General features: G+C 69.2%; 19 protein-coding genes. 13 read left to right on the forward strand and 6 right to left on the reverse strand.

Going from position 1 to position 22,306, the window contains the following annotated elements; translation table 11 throughout:
- Nucleotides 1-124 precede the first annotated feature (124 nt).
- The 5 genes from DIE02_RS31190 (at nucleotide 125) to lpdA (ending at nucleotide 6,220) form a co-directional block, all read left to right on the forward strand.
- Nucleotides 125-751 carry a flavin reductase family protein gene (locus DIE02_RS31190; protein ID WP_124487545.1) on the forward strand — a complete coding sequence of 209 codons (627 nt, stop codon included), beginning with the start codon at nucleotides 125-127 and terminating at the stop codon, nucleotides 749-751.
- A 454-nt stretch (nucleotides 752-1,205) separates the two neighbouring features.
- Nucleotides 1,206-2,438 (forward strand): 3-methyl-2-oxobutanoate dehydrogenase (2-methylpropanoyl-transferring) subunit alpha, encoded by a 1,233-nt coding sequence (locus DIE02_RS31195; RefSeq protein WP_044844942.1) that lies wholly within the window; start codon nucleotides 1,206-1,208, stop codon nucleotides 2,436-2,438.
- 2 nt (nucleotides 2,439-2,440) lie between these two features.
- Nucleotides 2,441-3,484: an alpha-ketoacid dehydrogenase subunit beta gene (locus DIE02_RS31200; protein WP_124487546.1), complete on the forward strand. Its 1,044-nt coding sequence runs from the start codon at nucleotides 2,441-2,443 to the stop codon at nucleotides 3,482-3,484.
- Between the two features lies 1 nt (nucleotide 3,485).
- Complete coding sequence (locus DIE02_RS31205) at nucleotides 3,486-4,823, forward strand: dihydrolipoamide acetyltransferase family protein (RefSeq protein WP_124523892.1); 1,338 nt, start codon at nucleotides 3,486-3,488, stop codon at nucleotides 4,821-4,823.
- 5 nt (nucleotides 4,824-4,828) lie between these two features.
- A complete protein-coding gene (lpdA, locus tag DIE02_RS31210) occupies nucleotides 4,829-6,220 on the forward strand; it encodes a dihydrolipoyl dehydrogenase (RefSeq protein WP_124523894.1) in 1,392 nt (463 codons plus the stop codon).
- A gap of 122 nt (nucleotides 6,221-6,342) precedes the next feature.
- On the opposite strand, the gene DIE02_RS31215 is transcribed toward lpdA, so the two are convergent.
- The gene (locus DIE02_RS31215) at nucleotides 6,343-6,570 is read right to left on the reverse strand and encodes a hypothetical protein (protein ID WP_124523896.1); all 228 of its coding nucleotides are present in this window, start codon (nucleotides 6,568-6,570) and stop codon (nucleotides 6,343-6,345) included.
- 54 nt (nucleotides 6,571-6,624) lie between these two features.
- Here DIE02_RS31215 and DIE02_RS31220 point away from each other — a divergent pair, with 54 nt between their 5' ends.
- From DIE02_RS31220 to DIE02_RS31235, 3 genes are all read left to right on the forward strand, one after another.
- Nucleotides 6,625-7,302, forward strand: coding sequence for an SOS response-associated peptidase family protein (locus DIE02_RS31220; RefSeq protein ID WP_124523916.1), 678 nt, complete (start codon nucleotides 6,625-6,627; stop codon nucleotides 7,300-7,302).
- A 314-nt stretch (nucleotides 7,303-7,616) separates the two neighbouring features.
- Nucleotides 7,617-9,047, forward strand: coding sequence for a cytosine permease (locus tag DIE02_RS31230; RefSeq protein WP_124487549.1), 1,431 nt, complete (start codon nucleotides 7,617-7,619; stop codon nucleotides 9,045-9,047).
- 165 nt (nucleotides 9,048-9,212) lie between these two features.
- Entirely contained in the window at nucleotides 9,213-10,283 is a 1,071-nt protein-coding gene (locus tag DIE02_RS31235; RefSeq protein WP_124487550.1) for a porin, read from the forward strand.
- Nucleotides 10,284-10,366: 83 nt separating this feature from the next.
- On the opposite strand, the gene DIE02_RS31240 is transcribed toward DIE02_RS31235, so the two are convergent.
- Nucleotides 10,367-11,323, reverse strand: a complete 957-nt coding sequence (locus tag DIE02_RS31240; RefSeq protein WP_124487628.1) for a LysR family transcriptional regulator — start codon at nucleotides 11,321-11,323, stop codon at nucleotides 10,367-10,369.
- Nucleotides 11,324-11,489: 166 nt separating this feature from the next.
- Between DIE02_RS31240 and DIE02_RS31245 the strand changes: the two genes are divergently transcribed.
- From DIE02_RS31245 to DIE02_RS31255, 3 genes are read left to right on the forward strand one after another with little or no spacing between them, the layout of a single operon-like run.
- The gene (locus DIE02_RS31245) at nucleotides 11,490-12,800 is read left to right on the forward strand and encodes an MFS transporter (RefSeq protein WP_044844932.1); all 1,311 of its coding nucleotides are present in this window, start codon (nucleotides 11,490-11,492) and stop codon (nucleotides 12,798-12,800) included.
- Between the two features lie 30 nt (nucleotides 12,801-12,830).
- The gene (locus tag DIE02_RS31250) at nucleotides 12,831-14,096 is read left to right on the forward strand and encodes a Zn-dependent hydrolase (protein ID WP_124523899.1); all 1,266 of its coding nucleotides are present in this window, start codon (nucleotides 12,831-12,833) and stop codon (nucleotides 14,094-14,096) included.
- A 25-nt stretch (nucleotides 14,097-14,121) separates the two neighbouring features.
- Complete coding sequence (locus DIE02_RS31255) at nucleotides 14,122-15,144, forward strand: histone deacetylase family protein (protein WP_124487552.1); 1,023 nt, start codon at nucleotides 14,122-14,124, stop codon at nucleotides 15,142-15,144.
- 208 nt (nucleotides 15,145-15,352) lie between these two features.
- Here DIE02_RS31255 and DIE02_RS31265 read toward each other — a convergent pair whose 3' ends face one another.
- Nucleotides 15,353-16,558, reverse strand: coding sequence for an MFS transporter (locus DIE02_RS31265; protein WP_124523904.1), 1,206 nt, complete (start codon nucleotides 16,556-16,558; stop codon nucleotides 15,353-15,355).
- Nucleotides 16,559-17,360: 802 nt separating this feature from the next.
- On the reverse strand, nucleotides 17,361-18,272 hold the full coding sequence (locus DIE02_RS31270) for a LysR family transcriptional regulator (RefSeq protein WP_124530179.1): 912 nt from the start codon (nucleotides 18,270-18,272) through the stop codon (nucleotides 17,361-17,363).
- Between the two features lie 177 nt (nucleotides 18,273-18,449).
- Between DIE02_RS31270 and DIE02_RS31275 the strand changes: the two genes are divergently transcribed.
- Entirely contained in the window at nucleotides 18,450-19,370 is a 921-nt protein-coding gene (locus DIE02_RS31275; protein WP_124523918.1) for a pyridoxal-phosphate dependent enzyme, read from the forward strand.
- A gap of 281 nt (nucleotides 19,371-19,651) precedes the next feature.
- Here DIE02_RS31275 and DIE02_RS31280 read toward each other — a convergent pair whose 3' ends face one another.
- Both DIE02_RS31280 and DIE02_RS31285 read right to left on the reverse strand, forming a co-directional pair.
- Nucleotides 19,652-20,848: a DUF2242 domain-containing protein gene (locus DIE02_RS31280; RefSeq protein ID WP_124530180.1), complete on the reverse strand. Its 1,197-nt coding sequence runs from the start codon at nucleotides 20,846-20,848 to the stop codon at nucleotides 19,652-19,654.
- Nucleotides 20,849-20,986: 138 nt separating this feature from the next.
- Nucleotides 20,987-21,880 carry a LysR family transcriptional regulator gene (locus DIE02_RS31285; protein ID WP_124523910.1) on the reverse strand — a complete coding sequence of 298 codons (894 nt, stop codon included), beginning with the start codon at nucleotides 21,878-21,880 and terminating at the stop codon, nucleotides 20,987-20,989.
- Between the two features lie 108 nt (nucleotides 21,881-21,988).
- Between DIE02_RS31285 and DIE02_RS31290 the strand changes: the two genes are divergently transcribed.
- A partial coding sequence (locus DIE02_RS31290; protein WP_375141178.1) for a TerC family protein occupies nucleotides 21,989-22,306 on the forward strand: 318 nt, incomplete at its 3' end.

Below are 22,306 nucleotides of genomic sequence, written 5' to 3' on the forward strand. Positions count from 1 at the left end.
TGCGACGAAAGCGCCGCCGTGTGATACTTGGCACGTACGTCGCACAGGCCGTCGCCACCATCGTCGCGCACGTGACGCGGCCGATGGAATCAAACGACGTTTCCCTCCCGCAAGACCACCCGCCATGACCGACTCGAACTACCACTATTACGAACCGTCGCAAGGCCACGGGCTGCCGCACGATCCGCTGAACGCGATCGTGGGCCCGCGCCCGATCGGCTGGATTTCCTCCCGCGGCAACGACGGCACGCTCAACCTCGCGCCGTACAGTTTCTTCAACGCATTCAACTATCGTCCGCCGATCATCGGCTTTTCGAGCACCGCCGCGAAGGACAGCCTGCGCAACGTGCAGGAAACCGGCGAGTTCGTCTGGAACCTCGCGACGCGCGACCTCGCCGACCGGATGAACCAGACCTGTGCCGCCGTGCCGTACGACGTCGACGAATTCGAACTCGGCGGCCTGACCGCGATTCCGTCGCGCCTCGTCGGCGTGCCGCGCGTGGCGGAAAGCGGCGTCAACTTCGAATGCAAGGTGACCGACGTGATCCGGCTGCGCGATCACCGCGGCGTCGAGACGCCGGCCACGCTGGTGCTGGGCGAGGTCGTCGCCGTGCATATCCGTCACGACCTGCTGAAGGACGGCATCTTCGATACGTTCGGCGCGGGCATCATTCTGCGTGCGGGCGGCCCGTCCGCCTATGTGCACGTGACGCCCGACAGCCGCTTCGACATCGCGCGCCCCGACGCGTGATGCATTGCATCATCGACGCATCGCGCCATCGCGCTTTCGCGCTTTCGCGCCCATCGCACCATTACGCGCCGGAACGATCCGGCGCGCGAGCGCTGAAGCACGCGGACGCGCACCGACAAAGACCCCGCCGAAATCCAGGATTTCGCGGGGTCTTTCGCTTCGTACCCTCCGACACGCGTGACAGACGCGCATCGATTCCGCGCTCCCCGACGCGTTGACGCATCGCAGCACACGCAACCGTCCTTCAAACCCACCGGCAATGCCGCTCGCCCATCGTCGCCGCCATGGCAAATCTGCTCACCCCGAACGAGCGGGTTGGGCATCGACGTCCGGTACTGCAAGGCATACATTCCCAAGGTTGGCGTGCTTATCCGCGTGCCAGCCCGCGCGTGAGCCGGCAACCGGCCGCGCGTTCCAATCAGCGTGAGACACAATCGAGCGTGGAGACGACACGATGAGCCTGTCAGAGCCATTGCGTCTGCATGTGCCGGAGCCCACCGGGCGCCCGGGCTGCAAGACGGATTTTTCCTATCTGCATCTATCGCCGGCCGGCGCGGTTCGCCGCCCGCCGATCGACGTAGCGCCGGCGGACACCGCCCATCTCGCCCGCAGCCTGGTGCGCGTGCTCGACGATCACGGCGAAGCCCTCGGCCCGTGGGCGCCGGATCTCGACGATGCGCGCCTGATCGCCGGGATGCGCGCGATGCTGAAGACCCGCATCTTCGACGCGCGGATGATGATCGCGCAGCGTCAGAAGAAAATCTCCTTCTACATGTTGAGCCTCGGCGAAGAGGCGATCGGCGCCGCGCATGCGATGGCGCTGCGTCACGGCGACATGTGCTTCCCGACCTACCGCCAGCAAAGCATCCTGATCGCGCGCGACGTGCCGCTCGAACGGATGATCTGCCAGCTGATGTCGAACGAAGGCGACCCCCTGAAGGGGCGCCAGCTTCCGGTGATGTACTCGGACCGCGAAGCCGGCTTCTTCTCGATCTCCGGCAATCTCGCGACGCAGTTCATCCAGGCGGTCGGCTGGGCGATGGCGTCGGCGATCAAGGGCGACACGAAGATCGCGTCCGCCTGGATCGGCGACGGCGCGACCGCGGAAGCCGACTTCCACACCGCGCTGACGTTCGCGCACGTGTATCGCGCGCCGGTCGTGCTGAACGTCGTCAACAACCAGTGGGCGATCTCGACGTTCCAGGCGATCGCGGGCGGCGAGGGGACGACCTTCGCCGGGCGCGGCGTCGGCTGCGGCATCGCTTCGCTGCGCGTCGACGGCAACGACTTCCTCGCGATCTACGCGGCGTCGACCTGGGCCGCCGAACGCGCGCGCCGCAATCTCGGCCCGACCTTGATCGAGTGGGTCACCTATCGCGCCGGCGCGCATTCGACGTCGGACGATCCGACGAAATACCGGCCGGCCGACGACTGGGCCCATTTCCCGCTCGGCGATCCGATCGCGCGCTTCAAGCAGCACCTGATCGCGAAGGGCATCTGGTCGGACAGCGCGCACGATGCACTCACGGCCGAACTGGAAGCCGAGGTGATCGCCGCGCAGAAGGAAGCGGAGAAGTTCGGGACGCTGGCCGACGACCGCATTCCGTCGCCCGCGTCGATGTTCGACGACGTGTACAAGGAGCTGCCCGCGCATCTGCGCCGTCAGCGCCAGGAACTGGGAGCGTGATCATGGCGCAACATGAAACAACGACGGCATCGGCCCAGCCGATGACGATGATCCAGGCGCTGCGCTCCGCGATGGACGTGATGCTCGGCCGCGACGACGACGTGGTCGTGTTCGGGCAGGACGTCGGCTACTTCGGCGGCGTGTTCCGCTGCACCGAGGGGCTGCAGGCCAAGTACGGCAAGTCGCGCGTGTTCGATGCGCCGATCTCGGAAGGCGGGATCGTGGGCGCTGCGGTCGGGATGGGCGCGTATGGCTTGCGGCCGGTCTGCGAGATCCAGTTCGCGGACTACTTCTACCCGGCCTCCGACCAGATCGTGTCGGAAGGCGCGCGGCTGCGCTATCGCTCGGCTGGCCAGTTCACCGCGCCGATGACGATCCGGATGCCGTGCGGCGGCGGCATCTACGGCGGCCAGACGCACAGCCAGAGCCCGGAAGCGATGTTCACGCAAGTCTGCGGACTGCGCACGGTGATGCCGTCGAATCCGTACGACGCGAAAGGACTGCTGATCGCGTCGATCGAGAACGACGATCCGGTGATCTTCCTCGAGCCGAAACGCCTGTACAACGGGCCGTTCGACGGCCATCACGAGCGTCCGGTCACGTCGTGGCTCAAGCATCCGGGCAGCGAGGTGCCGGAAGGCTATTACACGGTGCCGCTCGACACGGCCGCCGTCGTGCGGCCCGGCAACGACGTGACGGTGCTGACGTACGGCACGACCGTCCACGTGTCGCTGGCGGCCGCCGAGGAGACCGGCATCGATGCGGAAGTGATCGACTTGCGCACGCTGTGGCCGGTCGATCTCGACACGATCGTCGCGTCGGTGCGCAAGACCGGCCGCTGCGTGGTCGTGCACGAGGCGACGCGCACCTGCGGCTACGGCGCGGAGCTGGTGTCGCTCGTCCAGGAGCACTGCTTCTACCATCTGGAGGCACCGGTCGAGCGGACGACGGGCTGGGACACGCCGTATCCGCACGCGCAGGAATGGGCGTATTTCCCCGGGCCGGCCCGGGTCGGCGAAGCGTTGCGACGCGTGATGGAGGCCTGAGATGGGGATTCATGTCATCAAGATGCCGGATATCGGCGAAGGGATCGCCGAGGTCGAGCTGGTGGCCTGGCACGTGCAACCGGGGCAGACGATCGCCGAAGACCAGCCGCTCGCCGATGTGATGACCGACAAGGCGGCGGTGGAGATTCCGTCGCCGGTGGCGGGCAAGGTGCTGGAGCTCGGCGGCCGGATCGGCGAGATGATGGCGGTCGGCAGCGAGCTGATTCGTCTCGAAGTTGAAGGCGACGGCAACCTGAAATCGGGCGCGAAAGCACACGATGCAGGCCCGGATGCGACGCAGCGAGCGGCGGCGGTCGACATGCCTGCCGATTCATCTTCTACCGCTGAGGGATCCGAAACACATGCGTCGTCGAAGGCGGTGACGCACGCCGCGTCCCGCGCGCCGGCCGAGCCGCGCCGCGCGGAACATGCGGCGCCGCCGCGCGCGGCGCTCGCGCCGGGCGAACGGCCGCTCGCGTCGCCGGCGGTGCGCCAGCGCGCCTGGGACATGGGCATCGAGCTGCGCTACGTGCGCGGCACCGGCGAGGCCGGGCGGATCCTGCATGCGGACCTCGACGCGTATGCGCGCACGGGCGGGGGCGCCGCGCGCGGATCGCAAGCGCGCGGCTACGCCGAGCGCAACGACGCAACCGAGGTGCCGGTGATCGGCCTGCGGCGCGCGATCGCGCGCAAGATGCAGGAAGCGAAGCGCCGCATTCCGCACTTCAGCTACGTCGAGGAGATCGACGTCACCGAGCTCGAAGCGCTGCGCGCCGAGCTGAACCGGCGCCACGGCGACACGCGCGGCCGGCTCACGCCGCTGCCGCTGCTGATCCGCGCGATGGTGATCGCGCTGCGCGACTTCCCGCAGATCAACGCGCGCTACGACGACGAAGCCGGTGTCGTCACGCAATACGGCGCGGTGCACATGGGCGTCGCGACGCAGACGGACGGCGGCCTCACGGTGCCGGTGCTGCGTCATGCGGAAGCGCGCGACGTGTGGTCGATCTCGGCGGAAATCGCGCGGCTCGCCGACGCGGTGCGCGCGAACCGTGCGCAGCGCGACGAGCTGACCGGCTCGACGATCACGATCTCGAGCCTCGGCGCGCTCGGCGGCATCGTGTCGACGCCGGTCATCAACCATCCCGAGGTCGGCATCGTCGGCGTGAACCGGATCGTCGAGCGGCCGATGATCCGTGACGGCGCGATCGTCGCGCGTAAGATGATGAACCTGTCGTCGTCGTTCGACCATCGCGTCGTCGACGGCGCGGACGCGGCAGAATTCATCCAGGCCGTGCGCGAGGTGCTCGAGCGCCCGGCGCTGCTGTTCGTGGAGTGAGCCCGATGAAGAACGAACACACCACGCTGCTCGTGATCGGCGGCGGGCCGGGCGGTTACGTCGCCGCGATTCGCGCGGGGCAGCTCGGCATTCCGACGGTGCTCGTCGAGCGCGACCGGCTCGGCGGCACGTGCCTGAACATCGGCTGCATTCCGTCGAAGGCGCTGATCCATGTCGCCGATGCGTTCGAGCAGGCGCGCGGGCAGGCCGGCGAGGGGATGCTCGGGATTCGCGTGCGCGCGCCGGAGATCGACATCGCGAAAAGCGTCGCGTGGAAGGACGCCATCGTCGAGCGGCTCACGCGCGGCGTCGGCGCGCTGCTGAAGAAGCACGGCGTGCGCGTGCTGCACGGCGACGCGCGCGTCGTCGACGGCAAGACGGTCGACGTCGTCGCCGGCGACCACACGACGCGGATCGCCTGCGAGCACCTGTTGCTCGCGACGGGTTCGGAGCCGGTCGCGCTGCCGTCGATGCCGTTCGGCGGCCACGTCGTCTCGTCGACCGAGGCGCTGTCGCCCGCGTCGTTGCCGAAGCGGCTGGTCGTCGTCGGTGCCGGCTACATCGGGCTCGAACTCGGATTCGTCTATCGCAAGCTCGGCGTCGACGTCAGCATCGTCGAGGCGGCCGAGCGCGTGCTGCCCGCATACGACGCGGAACTCGCGAAGCCGGTCGCCGATTCGCTCGCGCGGCTGGGCGTCGGGCTATGGACGGGCCACAAGGTGCTGGGCCTCGCGAGCGACGGCGCGGTGCGCGTGCAGGCACCCGACGGCTCGGAGAAAACCCTGCCGGCCGATCGCGTGCTGGTCGCGGTCGGCCGCCGGCCGCGCGTCGACGGCTTCGGGCTCGAATCGATGCCGCTCGATCGCAACGGCCGCGCGCTGCGTATCGACGACGAATGCCGGACGTCGATGCGCAACGTATGGGCAATCGGCGACGTCGCCGGCGAGCCGATGCTCGCGCATCGCGCGATGGCGCAAGGCGAGATGGTGGCCGAGCTGATCGCGGGACGGCGCCGCAAGTTCACGCCGGCCTCGATCCCGGCCGTGTGCTTCACCGATCCCGAGGTCGTCACGTCCGGCTGGTCGCCCGACGACGCCAAGGCGGCCGGTGTCGACTGCATCGGCGCGTCGTTCCCGTTCGCGGCGAACGGCCGCGCGATGACGCTGCAGGCGACCGACGGTTTCGTGCGCGTCGTCGCGCGGCGCGACACGCACCTGATCGTCGGCTGGCAGGCGGTGGGGCGTGGCGTGTCGGAACTGGCCGCCGCGTTTTCGCAGTCGCTCGAGATGGGCGCGCGGCTCGAGGACATCGGCGGCACGATCCACGCGCATCCGACACTCGGCGAAGCGATGCAGGAGGCGGCGTTGCGCGCGCTGGGACATGCGCTGCACGTGTGAGCATCAGCCGGCCCGCGCGGCTGATCGAAGCCCCGCCACGGCGGGGCTTCTTGTTTGTGTCGATCGCGGGCGTCGGCTTCGTGTCTCCCGCGCCGGATTCGACATGACGGTTCGCGCTTCGACTATCCGGATTGCCGACGATCGGTCAAGGCCGACGCCGCGCTCGACGCGCGCCCGGGCGCGCATGTGATCGGTTCGGAACGCTTGGCCTGAACCGGAACCGGCGACGCCAAGCTGCCGGCGGCACGGCTGAACGAACGGACGGCCAGCACCGGCGGTTCGCGCACGACGCCGTCAAGCGGGCCGACCCGTTGCAAGACTGTTTCGTCATACCAGGCAATAGCGGACATGCGGCGTGCATGCTGACCTACGATGAAGACATCGCGTCCATCGTCTGCCCAACCATGTGCACCCACTACCGCGCCCCCGATGAAGACCCGGGCATCAGCGAGCTGAGGATCGGCATCGGCGACCTGTTCCGCCGCGATCCGTGGGAACCCGACGTATATCCCGATTACGCAGCGCCCATCGCGCGTGCCGACGGCGACGGTCTCGCGGTCGTCAGCGCGGTGTTCGGCTTCTGGCCGAAGTTCATGCAGCCCGAGCGTCTCGACGAGCACGGCCGCAAACGAAAGAAACTCGATACGGTGAATGCGCGCGCGGAGACGGTCGGTGAGTCGCGACTCTACGGCAACGCCTGGCGCAATGGCCAGCGCTGCCTGATTCCGGCGCGCTGGATCTTCGAGCCGTGCTACGAGACGGGCCGCAACGTGTGGCACCGGATCGGCGTCGACGGCTGGCAACCGTGCTGCGTCGCCGGCCTCTGGCGGCGCTACGAAGCGGCCGACGGCCGCGAGCGGATCGGCATGACGATGCTCACGATCAACGCCGACGATCATCCGGTGTTCGCGCGCATGCACCGGCCCGGCGACGAGAAGCGGGGCGTCGTGATCCTGCGTCGCGACGACTACGACGAATGGCTGCATGCGCGCGACGTCGAGGCCGTGCGGCGCATGCTGACACTCCTTCCTGCGACCGACATGGTCGCCGCACCCGATCAGGTGTCGCCCGCCGGCGCCTGAGCTTTCATTTTGCATACACTTTCCATACGCAACCGATTGCTGCGCAGGTCGGACGTATCCCGTTCTCTCAGACGATTTCTAAAATTCCCGGATTCCGGGTAATCACCGATATCAGCCAAGTTGTATATACAAGATCATCCGCTGGCAATGTCGGCACACGTCGTGCCCGTTGCGCGCCAGCGTGCTGACCGTGCGTGCGTGGCGCATGCCGGCGATCCACGGCGCCCCGCACCCGGCGAGCCGAAAGGGCGGCTCGGCACGTTTTCCGTCTCGTCCCAACCATTTGTGATCCTCAGTATCTTGGAGATTTACCCGTGTCAACGAATCCCAGTGGAAAAGCCGGCGGTCTGATCGAGGTACGCTCGATCGATTTCATTCCCGACGCCGAACGCCACGGCGGACTGCTGAGCCAGTTCACGCTGTGGCTGTCCGCGAACATGCAGATCACGGCCATCGTCACGGGCGCGCTGGCGGTCGTGCTCGGCGGCGACGTGTTCTGGTCGCTGATCGCGCTGCTGCTCGGCCAGCTCGTCGGCGGCGCGGTGATGGCGCTGCACGGCGCGCAGGGGCCGCAGCTCGGGTTGCCGCAGATGATCTCGAGCCGCGTGCAGTTCGGCGTCTACGGCGCGATGATCCCGATCGTGCTCGTGTGCCTGATGTACATCGGTTTTTCCGCCAGCGGCTCGGTGCTCGCCGGGCAGGCCGTCGCGCAATTGCTGCACGTCGACGACGCGGCCGGCATCCTGTTGTTCGCGGCCGTGATCGTCGTGCTGACGGTGTTCGGCTATCGCGCGATCCACTTCGTCGGCCGGATCGCGAGCGTGATCGGCATCGTCGCGTTCGTCTACATGTTCACGCAGCTGTTCGCGAACCACGACGTCGGCGCACTGCTCGCGAACCGGCACTTCTCGCTCGCGAGCTTCCTGCTGTCGATGTCGCTGTCCGCGTCGTGGCAGATCGCGTTCGGCCCGTACGTCGCCGACTACTCGCGCTACCTGCCGCGCTCGACGTCGTCGGTCGCCACGTTCCTCGCGGTCGGCCTCGGCTCGGTGATCGGCGCGCAGGCGGCGATGGTGTTCGGCGTGTTCGCGGCGGCGCTGGCCGGCAGCCAGTTCGCGCACCACGAGGTGTCGTACATCGTCGGCCTCGGCTCGACGGGCGCCGTGGCCGCGCTGCTGTACTTCAGCATCGCGTTCGGCAAGGTGACGGTGACCGCGCTCAACGCGTACGGCAGCTTCATGTCGATGGCGACGATCGTCAGCGGCTTCCGCGGCAAGGGCGCGGTGTCGTCGAAGAGCCGTCTCGTGTACATCTTCGGGATGATCTGCGTGTCGACGCTGATCGCGCTCGCCGGCCGCCATTCGTTCCTGAAGGAATTCACCGCGTTCATCCTGTTCCTGCTCGCGTTCTTCACGCCGTGGAGCGCGATCAACCTGGTCGACTACTACTGCTTCACGCGCTCGCGCTACGACGTGCCCGCGCTGTCCGATCCGGACGGCCGCTATGGCCGCTGGAACGCGATGGCGATCACGATCTACGTGGTCGGCATCCTGGTGCAGCTGCCGTTCATGTCGACGCACATCTATACCGGTGCGCTCGTCGACGCGCTCGGCGGCACAGACATCTCGTGGATCCTCGGCCTCATCGTGCCGGCCGTGCTGTACTACGTCGGCGCGCGTGCGTCGCGGCGCAGCATCCCCGAGCGCCTGATCCTGCCGCTCGAACGCGGCGAGGTTCATCACTGACGCATCGCGTCGTCCGCCGGGCCGGCCTGCAGCCGGCCTGAGCGGCCCGCCGCGCCGAACCGGGCGCGACCGGCTGCCGCGCTGTACCTCACCTTCGTTATCCGCGATGCCGGCATGGCAGACCACCGTGCCCGGCATCGTTCCATTCTCCTTTCATTGAATAGTATGACTAAGCAGATGAACGCACGAGACAATCGTTCCCGGGCGCGATCGGCGCATGCCGGTCTTCGCATGGCCGTTACGGCCGCATGCCTGGGTGGGTCGGGCGCCGCGCTCGCGCAGGACGGCGTCACGCTGTACGGCGTGATCGACGAATTCGCGCAGTACGTGAATACCGGCAACGGCTACACGGCGGCGATCGGCTCGGGCGGCCAGTGGGGCAGCCGCTTCGGGCTGAAGGGCGGCGAGGACATCGGCGGCGGCCAGAAGATCGAGTTCGCGCTCGAGAACGGCTTCAACGCGAACGACGGTTCGCTGGCAAGCTCGGGCAGCATGTTCAACCGGCAGGCGTGGGTCGGCATCGCGGGGCAGTGGGGCAAGGTGCGCGCGGGCCGCCAGAATTCGCCGCTGTTCAACGACCAGGGCGGGCAGGACGCGTTCGGCGGCGTCACGCAGGCGTCCGGCATGGACAACCTGACCGTGTTCGCGTTCCGCACCAGCAATACGCTGTCGTACCAGAGCCCCGAGATCGCCGGTTTCCAGGCCGGCCTGTATTTCGGATTCGGCGACGCGGGCGGCGTGCGCTCGGCAGGCTCGAGCCAGCAGTTCGACCTGACCTACGAGCACGGGCCGTTCGCGGCATTCGTCGCAGGCCAGTGGCTGAAGAACAAGACCGCGACCACGACCGATCGCACGATCATGGCCGGCGCGTCGTACGCAATCGGCAAGGCGACCGTGTACGGCGGCTTCTCCGCGGTGAAGTGGGCCGACCTCGGGATCGATTCGCGCGTGTACGGGCTGTCGGTCAAGTACCAGCTCAATCCGGCGAACTACGTCGCGCTCGGCTATGCGTACCTGCATGACCAGACTTCGCAGGGCGACAACGCGGACCAGTTCGGGCTGATGTACGAATACGACCTGTCGAAGCGCACGAGCTTCTACGGCGCGCTGTCGTACCTGCGCAACCGCAACCAGGCCGGCTACACGCTCGCCGGCGCGGCGAACCCGGGCCTGCCGCTCGCGTATCCGGGCGCGAATGCGCGCGGCGTGCAGCTCGGCATCGTGCATCGCTTCTGACGGTACATCGGGCGCCGGGCCGCGCGGGTCGGCGCCTGTTTCCCGTTACGGGTGCACGCATTCGCGCTCCAACATCCGCGCGCTCACATCCCCAGCCGTTCCGCGAGCGAATGACGCTGCATGCAGCGCTCCATCGCGTCGAGGAACGCCTGCTCTGCCGCGTTCATCTTGCGGTCGCGATGCCACAGCAGGAACACGTCGACGTCGACGAGCCCATCGTCCGGCGGCAGGCGCCACAGGCGTTGCTGCGCGATGTCGTCGCGCACGATGTGCTCCGGCAGGCAACCGATCCCGTAACCGGCGAAGATCAGCCGCCGCACTTCCTCGAGGCTCGGCGACGACGCGACGATGCGCCCGGTGAAACCCTTTTGGTCGCGGAACACGGTGAGCGGCGACAGGCTGTCGCCGATCTGGTCGCTCGTAAACGACACGAAGTTTTCCGCGAGCAGGTCGTCCATCCGCAACTGCGTCTGCCCGAACAGCCGGTGATGGCGGCCGCAGTAGATCGCATAGCGCTGCCGCAGGAAGCAGCGCATCTCCAGCTTGTCGTGCGGCGTGCGGCACAGGCCGAGCCCGGCGGTGGCCGTCTTCTGCAGCAGCGACGACAGGATGTCCGACGAGCGCATCACCTCGATCTGCAGGTCGATGCGCGGATACGCGCGATGGAAGTCGGCGAGGAATTCGTCGTAGACGGGCGACTCGATGCGGCTCACCGTCAGCAGCCGGATCGAGCCGGTGAGGTCGGCCGTGCTGTCGTCGAGCTCCGTTTCGAGCCGCGACACGCCGCCGTAGATGTCGCTCGCGATCCGGTACACGGCTTCGCCGGCCGGCGTCGGCGCGAAGTGCGCGCCGCGCCGCTCGATCAGCTTGCGCTCGAGGGCCTCCTCGAGCCGCCGCAGCGCCTGGCTCACGGCCGGCTGCGTCACGTGCAGGCGCGCGGCCGCGCGGCTCACGCTGCGCTCCTGCATGATCACCAGATACGTGCGCAGCAGGTTCCAGTCGAGGCGGTCGTTGAGGAAGGGGGCGAGGTCGGCGCGCATCGGGTCAGTCATTAGCTGAATTTATACGCGAAATAATAACTTGAAATTTGACTAATGATGTGCGGTCGCCGATAAAGGAGGGGCGCCGCACCGTGCGGCGCGAGGCCGCGACAGACGGCCGGCCATCACGATATCGCGCGTGCCGCGGCGCGCGCCAGGAGCCCGCATGACCCAGTCCCTTCCTTCCGCCCGCCAGCCGGCGCGTGCCGCGACGGCCGCGTTCATCGGCACGATGATCGAGTGGTATGACTTCTACATCTACGCGACCGCCGCCGCGCTCGTGTTCGGCGAACTCTATTTCCCGTCGCATGACCGCTTCGTCAGCACGATGGCGTCGTTCGCGACGTTCGCCGTCGGCTTCTTCGCGCGCCCGCTCGGCGGCATCGTGTTCGGCCACCTCGGCGATCGCATCGGCCGCAAGAAGGCGCTGATGACGACGCTGATGATGATGGGCGTCGCGACCGTCTGCGTCGGGCTGCTGCCCGACTATTCGAAGGTCGGCATGCTCGCGCCGGTGCTGCTGGTCGCGCTGCGCGTCGTGCAGGGGATCGCGGTCGGCGGCGAGTGGGGCGGCGCGGTGCTGATGGCGGGCGAACACGCGCCGCAGGGCCGCCGCACCTTCTTCGCGTCGTTCGCGCAGCTCGGCAGCCCGGCCGGGCTGATCCTGTCGCTGGTCGCGTTCCGCGCGGTCACGTCGATGGACAAGGCCGACTTTCTCGCCTGGGGCTGGCGCCTGCCGTTCCTCGCGAGCTCGGTGCTGCTCGTCGTCGGCATCCTGATCCGGCTCGGCGTGAACGAGTCGCCGGAGTTCGCGCGCGTGAAGGAGACGAACCGTACCGTGAAGCTGCCGGTCGCCGAAGTGTTCCGCTCCGCATCGGGGCTCGTGCTGCTCTGCATCGGCGCGAACACCATCGGGATCGCGGGCGTCTATTTCACCAACACGTTCATGATCGCGTACACGACGCAGTACGTCGGCGTGTCGCGCTCGCTGATCCTCGACAGCCTGTTCGCGGTCGCGATCATCCAGTTCATCGCGCAGCCGATCGCCGCGTGGATCGCCGAGCGCATCGGCGGCGCGCGTTTCCTGAAGATCGCCGCGCTGCTCGCGATGCTGTCGCCGTACCCGATGTTCATGCTCGTGCAGGGCGGCACGTCCGCGTCGCTCGTCGCGGGCATCGCGCTCGCGGTCGTCTGCATGGCCGGTTTCTATTCGGTGATCGCCGGCTTCGTGAGCGGCGTGTTTCCCGCGCACGTGCGCTATTCGGCGATCTCGCTCGCTTATCAGATCTGCGGCGCGATCGCGGGCGGCCTGACGCCGCTCGTCGGCACCTGGCTCGCGCATCGCTTCGCGGGCCAGTGGTGGCCGCTCGCGGTGTTCTACACGGGGCTCGCCGGCGTCTCGCTGCTTTGCATCGTTGCGCTCGACGCGCGCCGAGCGGCCCGGCCGGCCGCCGCCGAAGCGCTCGGCTCGCGCTGAAACTCAACGAACGAATTCATCGGAGTGCAAATGAAAGACCTGCTGGAAATCGACGGTGCCCGCCTGTGGCGGAGCCTGGCCGAGATGGCGCGCATCGGCGCGACGCCGCGCGGCGGTGTGCGGCGCCTTGCGCTGACCGACGACGATCGGCGCGGGCGCGACCTGTTCGCGCAGTGGTGCCGCGACGCGGGAATGACGGTGAGCGTCGATGCGGTCGGCAACCTGTTCGCGCGGCGCGCCGGCACCGATGCGCAGGCCGCGCCGGTGCTGATCGGCAGTCATCTCGACACGCAGCCCGAAGGCGGGCGCTTCGACGGCGTGTACGGCGTGCTCGCCGCGCTGGAGCTCGTGCGCACGCTGAACGATGCGGGCATCGCGACCGACAAGCCGCTCGAGATCGTGTCGTGGACCAACGAGGAAGGCGCGCGTTTCGCACCGGCGATGCTCGGCTCGGCGGTGTTCACGGGCGCGCTGCCGCTCGACGACGCGCTCGCGAAGCAGGATGCCGACGGTGTCACGCTCGGCGCCGCGCTGGACGCATGCGGTTACCGCGGCACGCGCGCGCCGGGCGGCGCGCTCGACGCGTATTTCGAAGCGCATATCGAACAGGGCCCGGTGCTCGAGGCGAACGGCACGACGATCGGCGTCGTCACGGGCGGGCAGGCGATCCGCTGGCTCGACGTGAGCGTGACCGGCGTGGCCGCGCATGCGGGCACGACGCCGATGCCGTATCGCAAGGACGCGTATTTCGCGAGCGCGCAGATCGCGCTCGAACTGGAACGGATCGTCGCGGGCTACGCGCCGCGCGGGCTCGCGACGATCGGCCAGGTCGGCATCCGCAACGCGTCGCGCAACACGATCGCAGGCGACGTGACGTTCACGGTCGACCTGCGCCATCACGACGATGCGCAGGTCGATGCGATGGAGCGCGAGCTGCGCGATGCCGGCGCGCGCGTGGCCGCCGCGCGCGGCGTTCAGGTGTCGATCGAGAGCTGCTGGCGCAGCCCGGCGACGCCGTTCGACCGCGCCTGCGTCGAACTGGTCGCGCAGGCGGCGGACGCATTCGGCTACACGAGCGAGCGGATCGTCAGCGGCGCCGGTCACGACGCGATCCTGCTCGCGCGCCGCGTGCCGACCGCGATGGTGTTCATCCCGTGCGTCGACGGGCTGTCGCACAACGAGGCCGAAGACGCGTTGCCCGACGACGTGACGCGCGGCACGAACGTGCTGCTCCACGCGGTGCTCGCGCGCGCAGGCGTCGCGACGCGCGTGGCCGCGGCCGCGCACGACGCATGACACGGCGAATCGACGAGGACCCACGATGAAAACCTATTTCCACCCCGAACAGTTGCTGCACCATCCGCGCACCTACCTGTCGCGCGGCAGGATGCGCGAGCCGCAGGAGGTGCCCGAGCGCGCGGCGCGGCTGGTCGCGGCGGTGCATGCGCTCGACTTCGACGTGCGCGAGCCGGCCGACCGCGGCACCGCGCCGATCGCGGCCGTGCACGACATGAACTACCTGCGTTTTCTCGAGGAAGCGCATCGCGACTGGAAGCGGATGCCCGACGACTGGGGCGACGAAGTGATGTCGAACGTGTTCGTGCGCGACCCGAACCCGCTGCGCGGCGTGCTCGCGAAGGCCGCGCGCTATCTCGCCGACGGCAGTTGCCCGGTCGGCGCGAACACGTGGCGCGCCGCGTACTGGTCCGCGCAGAGCGCGCTCGCGGCCGCGTCGGACGTGAACGACGGCGCGCGCGATGCGTACGCACTGTGCCGGCCGCCCGGCCATCACGCGCGCCGCGATGCGGCCGGCGGCTTCTGCTACCTGAACAATGCGGCGATCGCCGCGCAGGCGCTGCTCGGCCGCCATCGCAGGGTTGCGATCCTCGACACCGACATGCATCACGGGCAGGGCGTGCAGGAGATCTTCTACGGCCGCGACGACGTGCTGTACGTATCGATTCACGGCGACCCGACCAATTTCTATCCGGTCGTCGCCGGTTACGAGGACGAGACGGGCGCGGGCGCCGGCGACGGCTACAACCTGAACCTGCCGATGCAGCATGGCGCGCCCGAGTCGGCGTTCTTCGAGCGGCTCGACGACGCGCTGCGGGCGCTCGCGCGGTTCCAGCCCGACGCGCTCGTGCTCGCGCTCGGCTTCGACATCTACAAGGACGACCCGCAATCGCAGGTGGCCGTCACGACCGACGGGTTCGGCCGGCTCGGCGGCGCGATCGGTGCGCTCGGCTTGCCGACGGTGATCGTGCAGGAGGGCGGCTATCACCTCGAGAGCCTCGACACGAATGCGCGCGCGTTCTTCGGCGGGTTCGCCGGCGCGCGCTGAGGCGCTGAGGCGCTGAGACGTCGATACGTCGATACGTCGATACGTCGATACGTCGATACGTCGATACGTCGATACGTCGATACGTCGAAGCGGCGGCCCGCGATGCGCGATGTGCGGGCCGTCAACGAAAATGCCCGCACCGGAATCCCGGCGCGGGCATTTCTCAATCGCGGTGCCGCGTATCGGCACCACGCGGGTCACCGGGCGCTCACGAATTCGCGGCGACCGGCGCGCGGCGGCGCTGGATCATCTGCAGCGCGACGAGCGCGAGCCCCGCCGCCGCGATCAGCCCGCCGACGAGCGGCACCGCCGCGTAGCCGAAGCCGGCCGAGATCGCTGCGCCGCCCGCTGCCGCACCGACTGCGTTGCCGAGGTTGAACGCGCCGATGTTGACGGCCGACGCGAGGCCCGGGGCTTCGTGTGCGGCACGCATCACGCGCATCTGCAGCGGCGGGACCACCGCGAACGTCGCGACACCCCAGACCAGCAGCGTGACCGCGGCGCCGGCATGGGTGCGCGCGAGCAGCGGGAACGCGGCCATCGTCACGATCAGCAGCACCAGGAAGCCGATCAGCGTGCCGTCGAGCGAGCGGTCGGCGAGGCGGCCGCCGGCGATGTTGCCGATCGAGAAGCCGACGCCGATCAGCACGAGCATCGCGGTGACGAAGCCGGGCGTCGCGCCGCTCAGGTGTTCGAGCGTCGGGGCGACATACGTGTACAGCGTGAACATCGCGCCGGCGCCGAGCACCGTGGTCCCGAGCGCGCCGAGCACGACCGGGCGCGTCAGCACCGACAGTTCGGCACGCAGGTTCGGCATCCTGCCGGCTGCGCCCTTCGGCAGCGCGGCGAACAGGCCGGCGATCGCGATCAGGCCGAGCACGGCGGTCGCCGCGAACGACATGCGCCAGCCGATCATCTGGCCGAGCCAGGTCGCGGCCGGCACGCCGCCGACGTTCGCGATCGTGAGGCCCATGAACATCGTCGCGACCGCGCTGGCCTGCTTTTCGCGCGGCACGAGGCTGGCCGCGACCACCGAGCCGAGCCCGAAGAACGCGCCGTGGTTCAGGCTCGTGACGAGTCGTGCGAGCAGCAGCGTCGTGTAGTCGGGCGCGACGGCCGACAGCAGGTTGCCGATCGTGAAGATCGACATCAGCGCGATCAGCGCCGAGCGGCGCGACCAGCGCGCGAGCAGCAGCGTCATCAGCGGCGCGCCGACCATCACGCCGATCGCATACGCGCTGATCAGCATGCCGGCCTGCGGAATCGACACGTGGACGCCGTCGGCGATCACGGGCAAGAGGCCCATCGGCGAGAACTCGGTCGTGCCGATGCCGAACGCACCGGCGGCGAGCGCCAGCAGCGGCAGCGTGGCGCTGCCGCCCGGGCGGGAAGGGGAAGAAGTCGTGGTGTTCACGCGATGCGCTCCGGTAAGCATGGGGCAACGGCACCGGGCCGTTGTGGACAGGGTGAAGTGTGCCTGCGTTACTTTTGCGGAAAAAGCCGTGCTCGGGCGAAATTATCTTGATTTCATGTCAACAATGCGCGATTGGGACGGCACGCGCGTACGGCCGCCGGGCGGGGCTTCCCGCGATGCGACGGCCGGCCGCCGGCCGTGCGGACGATCGAACCGTATCCGGAGCAAGGTTTTCGTCGTCGGACGGAACGCGGCGTCCGGGTGGGTGCGCGATCCGCTTGCGCGCCGCGCTCGATGCGCGGCGGGTGTTCGACGTGATGCGGGCGGCAGGCGGGGGCGTGCGGGGCGGGCCGGCGCGCGGCGTCGTCAGGCCGGTCGGGCGACGGGCCGCACAGCCGGCGAGGCCCGGCGCGAGCGCGTCATCCTTCCCGCCAACCCACCCTTTGCCGGCGCGGCTTGCCGCCAAAAAAATCCCCGGTCACAGGGGGACCGTGGCCGGGGCGGAAAGGCATCCTCTCTTTGGCACGAGGGCGGATGCGGGCGCAGTATATTTCGGTGCATAACGTTTCGAAGTGACGTTAAACGGCCTTTTTTGGCGTCAATTTGAAAATTCCGGCGTGATGGCGTCGATCGTCACCCATTCGAAAGATTGGTCGTGCACTCGGACGGACGTTCCGGGGGCACGATGACGGCAATGCCGGCCGTCGTCCGAAGCGACTGCGCGCAGACGGCCGAATCCGCTGCCGCGCGACGAGGCGGAATCCGCCGGCGTCGCGCGGGTCGCGCATGCCAGGCCGGTCGGTCAGTCCGCCTGTCCGGCCGCGTCGCGCACCGCCTCGAGAAACCGCGCGACGACGGGCGAGGCCGGCGCCGCCGCACCGTCGAACACGAACTCGATGTCGAAGCGGCTCGCGAGTTCGTCGAGTGCGACGAGCCGGACCGTGCGCGGGCACGTCGGCGACGCGCTTTCCGGCACGAATGCGCAGCCCATGCCGGCTGCGACGAGACCGATCAGCGTCGGGATGTCGCTGCCGACCTGCGCGATGCGCGGCGTGAAACCGGCCCGGTCGCACTGAGCCATCAGGAAGCGGTGGTGCGCGGCGGAGCGCTGCGCGTCGAACCAGACGAACGGCTCGTGCGCGACGTCGGCGAGCGTGCGCGGCGCGTGGAAGCGGCCGCCGGGCGGCGCAGGCATCGCGAGCACGAAGCGATCGCTCAGCAGCCGCACGCCCGACAGATGCGGCGCCTCGTCGCGGCGCCACGCCATGATGCCGCCGTCGAGCTGGCCGCGCATCAGCGCCGCCGCCTGTTCGGCCGACAGCATCGGCGCGATCGACAGCTTCACGTCCGGACACGTGTCGCGAAACGCCCTCAGCACGTTCGCGACGACCGGCAGCGGCAGGCAGTTCGGCAGCGCGCCGAGGCGCAGTTCGCCGAGCTGGCCGGCCGCGCTGCGCAACGCGCGTTCGCGGCTGTCCCGCAATGTCGCGAGCAGGCCCGTCGCATCCTGCAGGAAACTCGCGCCGGCCGCCGTGAGCGTGACGCCCGTCGCGCGGCGGATCAGCAGCGGCGTGCCGATCGCATCCTCGAGTTCGCGGATCTGCCGCGACAGCGCAGGCTGGACGATGCCGGCCGCGCGGGCGCCGGCCATCACGCTGCCGGCTTGCGCGACGGCCACGAAGTAACGCAGGTGACGCAGTTCGATCTGGCGCATGCGGTGTCGGCTCCGGTGTTCGGCCTCGATTCTATGGGTATGCCTGTCAAGCATGGCAAGTGCCATCCAATGGTATTGGAAAGCATGGCGAGCGTGCCGTACGATGGTCGTCGTTGGCGGGCCGGTTCACCGGCCCGTGCGTTCTCCTTGCCCCGATTCCCGACCGTGTCCCGCATCATGCCGCTTCATATCCAGACCCCCTATATCCGCTCGCAAATCGCGTCGCGCCGTCTCGGCAAGAACATCCGGCTGAAGCTCGACGCGCTGCAGCCGTCCGGCTCGTTCAAATTGCGCGGCATCGGCGCGGCGTGCGAAACACGGCATGCGGCCGGCGCGCGCCGGTTCGTGTCGTCGTCGGGCGGCAATGCGGGCATCGCGGTCGCGTATTGCGGCCGCGAGCTCGGCGTGCCGGTGCTCGTCGTCGTGCCGGAAACCGCGTCGGCCCGCGCGCGGGAGCTGATCCGCGTCGAGGGGGCGGAGGTGGTCGTGCACGGTGCGAGCTGGGCCGAGGCGAATGCGTTCGCGCTGTCGACCGTCGGTACGCAGGACGCGTTCGTGCATCCGTTCGACGATCCCGTGCTGTGGCAGGGGCACGCGACGATGATCGACGAGATGGCGGCGGCCGGCCCGAAGCCCGACGCGGTCGTGCTCGCGGTCGGCGGCGGCGGGCTGCTGTGCGGCGTGCTCGAGGGGCTCGCGCGCAACGGCTGGCACGACGTGCCGGTCGTCGCGGTCGGGACGGAAGGCGCCGACAGCTACGCGCGCTCGGTCGCGCACGGGCATCCGGTCGAATTGCCGGCGATCACGAGCATCGCGACGTCGCTCGGCGCGAAGCGGCCGTGCGACGCGGCGCTCGCATGGGCGAAGCGGCACGCGATCCATCCGGTCGTCGTGTCGGACGCGCAGGCGGTGGCTGCGTCGCTGCGGTTCCTGGACGAGCACCGGATCGTCGTCGAGCCGGCGTGCGGTGCTGCGCTGGCCGCGCTCGAAGAACCGGTGCCGGTGCTTGCTTCGGCGTCGGAGATCGCGGTGATCGTGTGCGGCGGCGTGACGGCGACGGCCGAGCAGATGCGGACGCTGAACGCGACGCTGCGGTAACGCGCTCGGGCATGTGACGCAGCGCAGCCGGATCGTGATGCGGACGAAGATGTCACGGTGAAGTGACGGCGAAGTGACGGCGGGGCGGGACCGGTCGCGGGCATCCGCGGAATCGGGGGCGTGTCGTCTGTCGCGACGGGCTGTTTCCGCTCGCGGGTTAAGTCACGCCGGGCGCGCGCAGCCAGTGGCCGGGGGCAAGATCTTCTCGTCTGAGGGTGACGGGGCGGGGATCGGCCGGCGCACCGCGCGCACGGCGCGCGGCGCGGCGAGGGCGCGCGCGGTCAGTTCGCGGACGGCGCGCTGGCGCCGGTCGGCGCGGACGACGCGACGGGGTCGGCAGCAGCGGGTGCGGACGTCTTGCCTGCCGGCGCCGGAGCGGCGTTCGAGGGCGTCGGCGCGGACGCCGCCGGCGCAGGCACGGACGATGCCGCCGTGGTAGCGGCAGACGTCGACGTGGCCGGCGTCGAAGCGGACGTAGGCGCCGAAGCGGAAGTGGGCGTCGAAGCTGAAGCGGGTGCGGAGGCTGACGCGGGCGTCGAAGCCGAGGTGGGCGCCGAGGTCTTAGCAGGTACCGCAGCCGAAGCAGGCGCCGAAGCCCGCGCCGAGGCCGAAGCTTGTGCCGAACCCGAACCCGAACCCGAACCCGGCGCGGCACCCGCCGCAGCCGCCGAACCCACGCCGGTTCCCAACCCCGACCCGACGGCCCGCATCGTCCCCGGCGCGACCACGGACGATGCCGCAGCAGGCACGGCCGGCACGACCGACGTGCCCGACGTCGGCGCGACGCTCGGCACGGACAGCGGCACCGGCGCCGCCGGCGGCGTCGGCACGACCGGCGTCGTCATCTTCATCGGCTCGCCCTGCGGCGTCGGCGCGGGCTCGGGCAGCGGCGTCACGGGCTCCTTCTCGGCCGCCTTCACGGTCGCGCGATCGCGGCGGGCCGGATCGATCTTCAGGAAATGCTCGACGAGATTGAAGAAGCGCTCGTAGAACACGCCGGCGGGAATCGTCTCGCTCGCGGTCTTCACGAGCGCGTCGTCGCTCGACCCGATCGGCAGCGACAGCGAACCGAACACGCTGAGCCCGACGCTCGCCGACGTATTCGACTTCTTCAGCGTGTAGCGGTCCTGCACCGCGTTCACGTACGCGATGCTCGACGAGCCGTCGGCAGTCGCGTCCGCGCACACGACGTGAAACTCGATCACGACGTGCATGTCGTTGCTCGGCTGGAAATTCTTGCTGCCGTCGACCGCGTCGTTGCGCGACGACGACACGACATAACCCTGGCTCAGCAGCGCGCGCCGCGCGGCCTCGCAGGAAGCGTCGGATTTCGAGTGGAACGTGTGCGCATACGGGCTGCTCGTCGCGTCGAACTGCTCCTGCTGGTAGATCGGCTTGGGTGGCGACGAGCACGCCGCCAGCACGGTCGCGGCCGCGAGCGCGCACGAAACGGAAAACAGGCGAAATCGGTTGTGCATGGCGTCTTTCAATAGGCTCGGCGAGATGCCGCGCGGGGCTGCGGGCGCAACGCACGCGGCGGCGGGGCCGGTGCGATGCGCGTGGCAATCTCGTATGGCCGGGGCGTCATTATAGTTTCGTTTGATGTCGCGCTCGCTTCAGCCGGCCGGCGCCGGCCGCGCGGCGGCGAGCAAGCGCGACGCCAGCGGGTGGTGTTCGCCGCGCCGCGAGCGGATCGCATGGATCTCCTCGGTCACGTCGCCCGCGCGGCCGAGCCGGCGCAGCCCGCGCAGCAGCGATGCGTCGTTCGCGCCGAGTTCGCTGAGCGGAAACACGCCGAGGCCGCGCGCCGCGAACACGGCCATCAGCGCGCTGTCCTCGAATTCGCCAGCGATGCTGGGCACGATCCGTTCCCGCTCCAGCCACTGGTCGAGGCGCGCGCGCAGCGCCGAGTGGGCGGTCGGCAGCAGCACCGGCAGCTCGGCGAGGCACGCCGGAAAGCGCTGCCGCGCGGCCGGCGTGACGAGCGCCGCGGGCCCGTACCAGTCGACCGGCGACGCGGCGAGCCGCTCGCTCGTCACGCGCAGGTTCGACCCCGACGGTGCACCCTGGCCCGCCAGCACGAGGTCGAGGTGATGCAGCGCCAGTTCCGCCAGCAGCGCGTCGTGCTCGCCCTCGTGGCACAGCAGCCGCAGCGTGGGCGTGTCGAGCACCGGCGCGAGGAGCGCATGCGCGGCGAGCTTCGAGATCCCGTCCGCGAGGCCGACCGCGAGCCGCACGGTCGGCTGGCTGGCCGCCGCGCGCACTTCGTCGGGAATCAGCCGGCCCATCTCGAAGATGACCTCCGCACGCGCATACGCGGCCTGGCCGGCGTCGGTCATCGCGACACCGCGCCCGGCCGGGCGCAGCAACTGGTGGCCGAGCGACTTTTCCAGTTCGCGGACCTGCGCGCTGATCGTCTGCACGGCCATGTCGAGCCGCTCGGCGGCCCGCGCGAAGCCGCCTTCCTTCACGACGACCCAGAAATAGTACAGATGGCGGAAATTCAGCATCGGATCGTTATTTCGTAAAAACCGAACCAAAGATCAGATTCTCTCTGATTTTTACGAAGTCGTGCGCCACCTATCATCGGGCTTTCCACCTTCGAATCGGCCCTTTTCATGGACTACCTGCTGACGCTTGCCGCCGACCCCGCCGTCTGGGCCGCGCTCCTGACGCTCGTCGTGATGGAAGTCGTGCTCGGCATCGACAACCTGATCTTCATCTCGATCCTCAGCAACAAGCTGCCCGAAGCGCAGCGCGCCCGCACACAGCGCCTCGGCATCGCGCTCGCGCTCGTGATGCGCCTCGCGCTGCTCGGCAGCGTCGCGTGGATCGCGAGCCTGACCGAACCCGTGTTCACGCTGTTCGATCACGCGTTCTCGTGGCGCGACATGATCCTGCTGTCGGGCGGCCTGTTCCTCGTATGGAAGGCGACC

This window comes from Burkholderia sp. Bp8991, assembly GCF_003853795.1.
Taxonomy (GTDB): domain Bacteria; phylum Pseudomonadota; class Gammaproteobacteria; order Burkholderiales; family Burkholderiaceae; genus Burkholderia.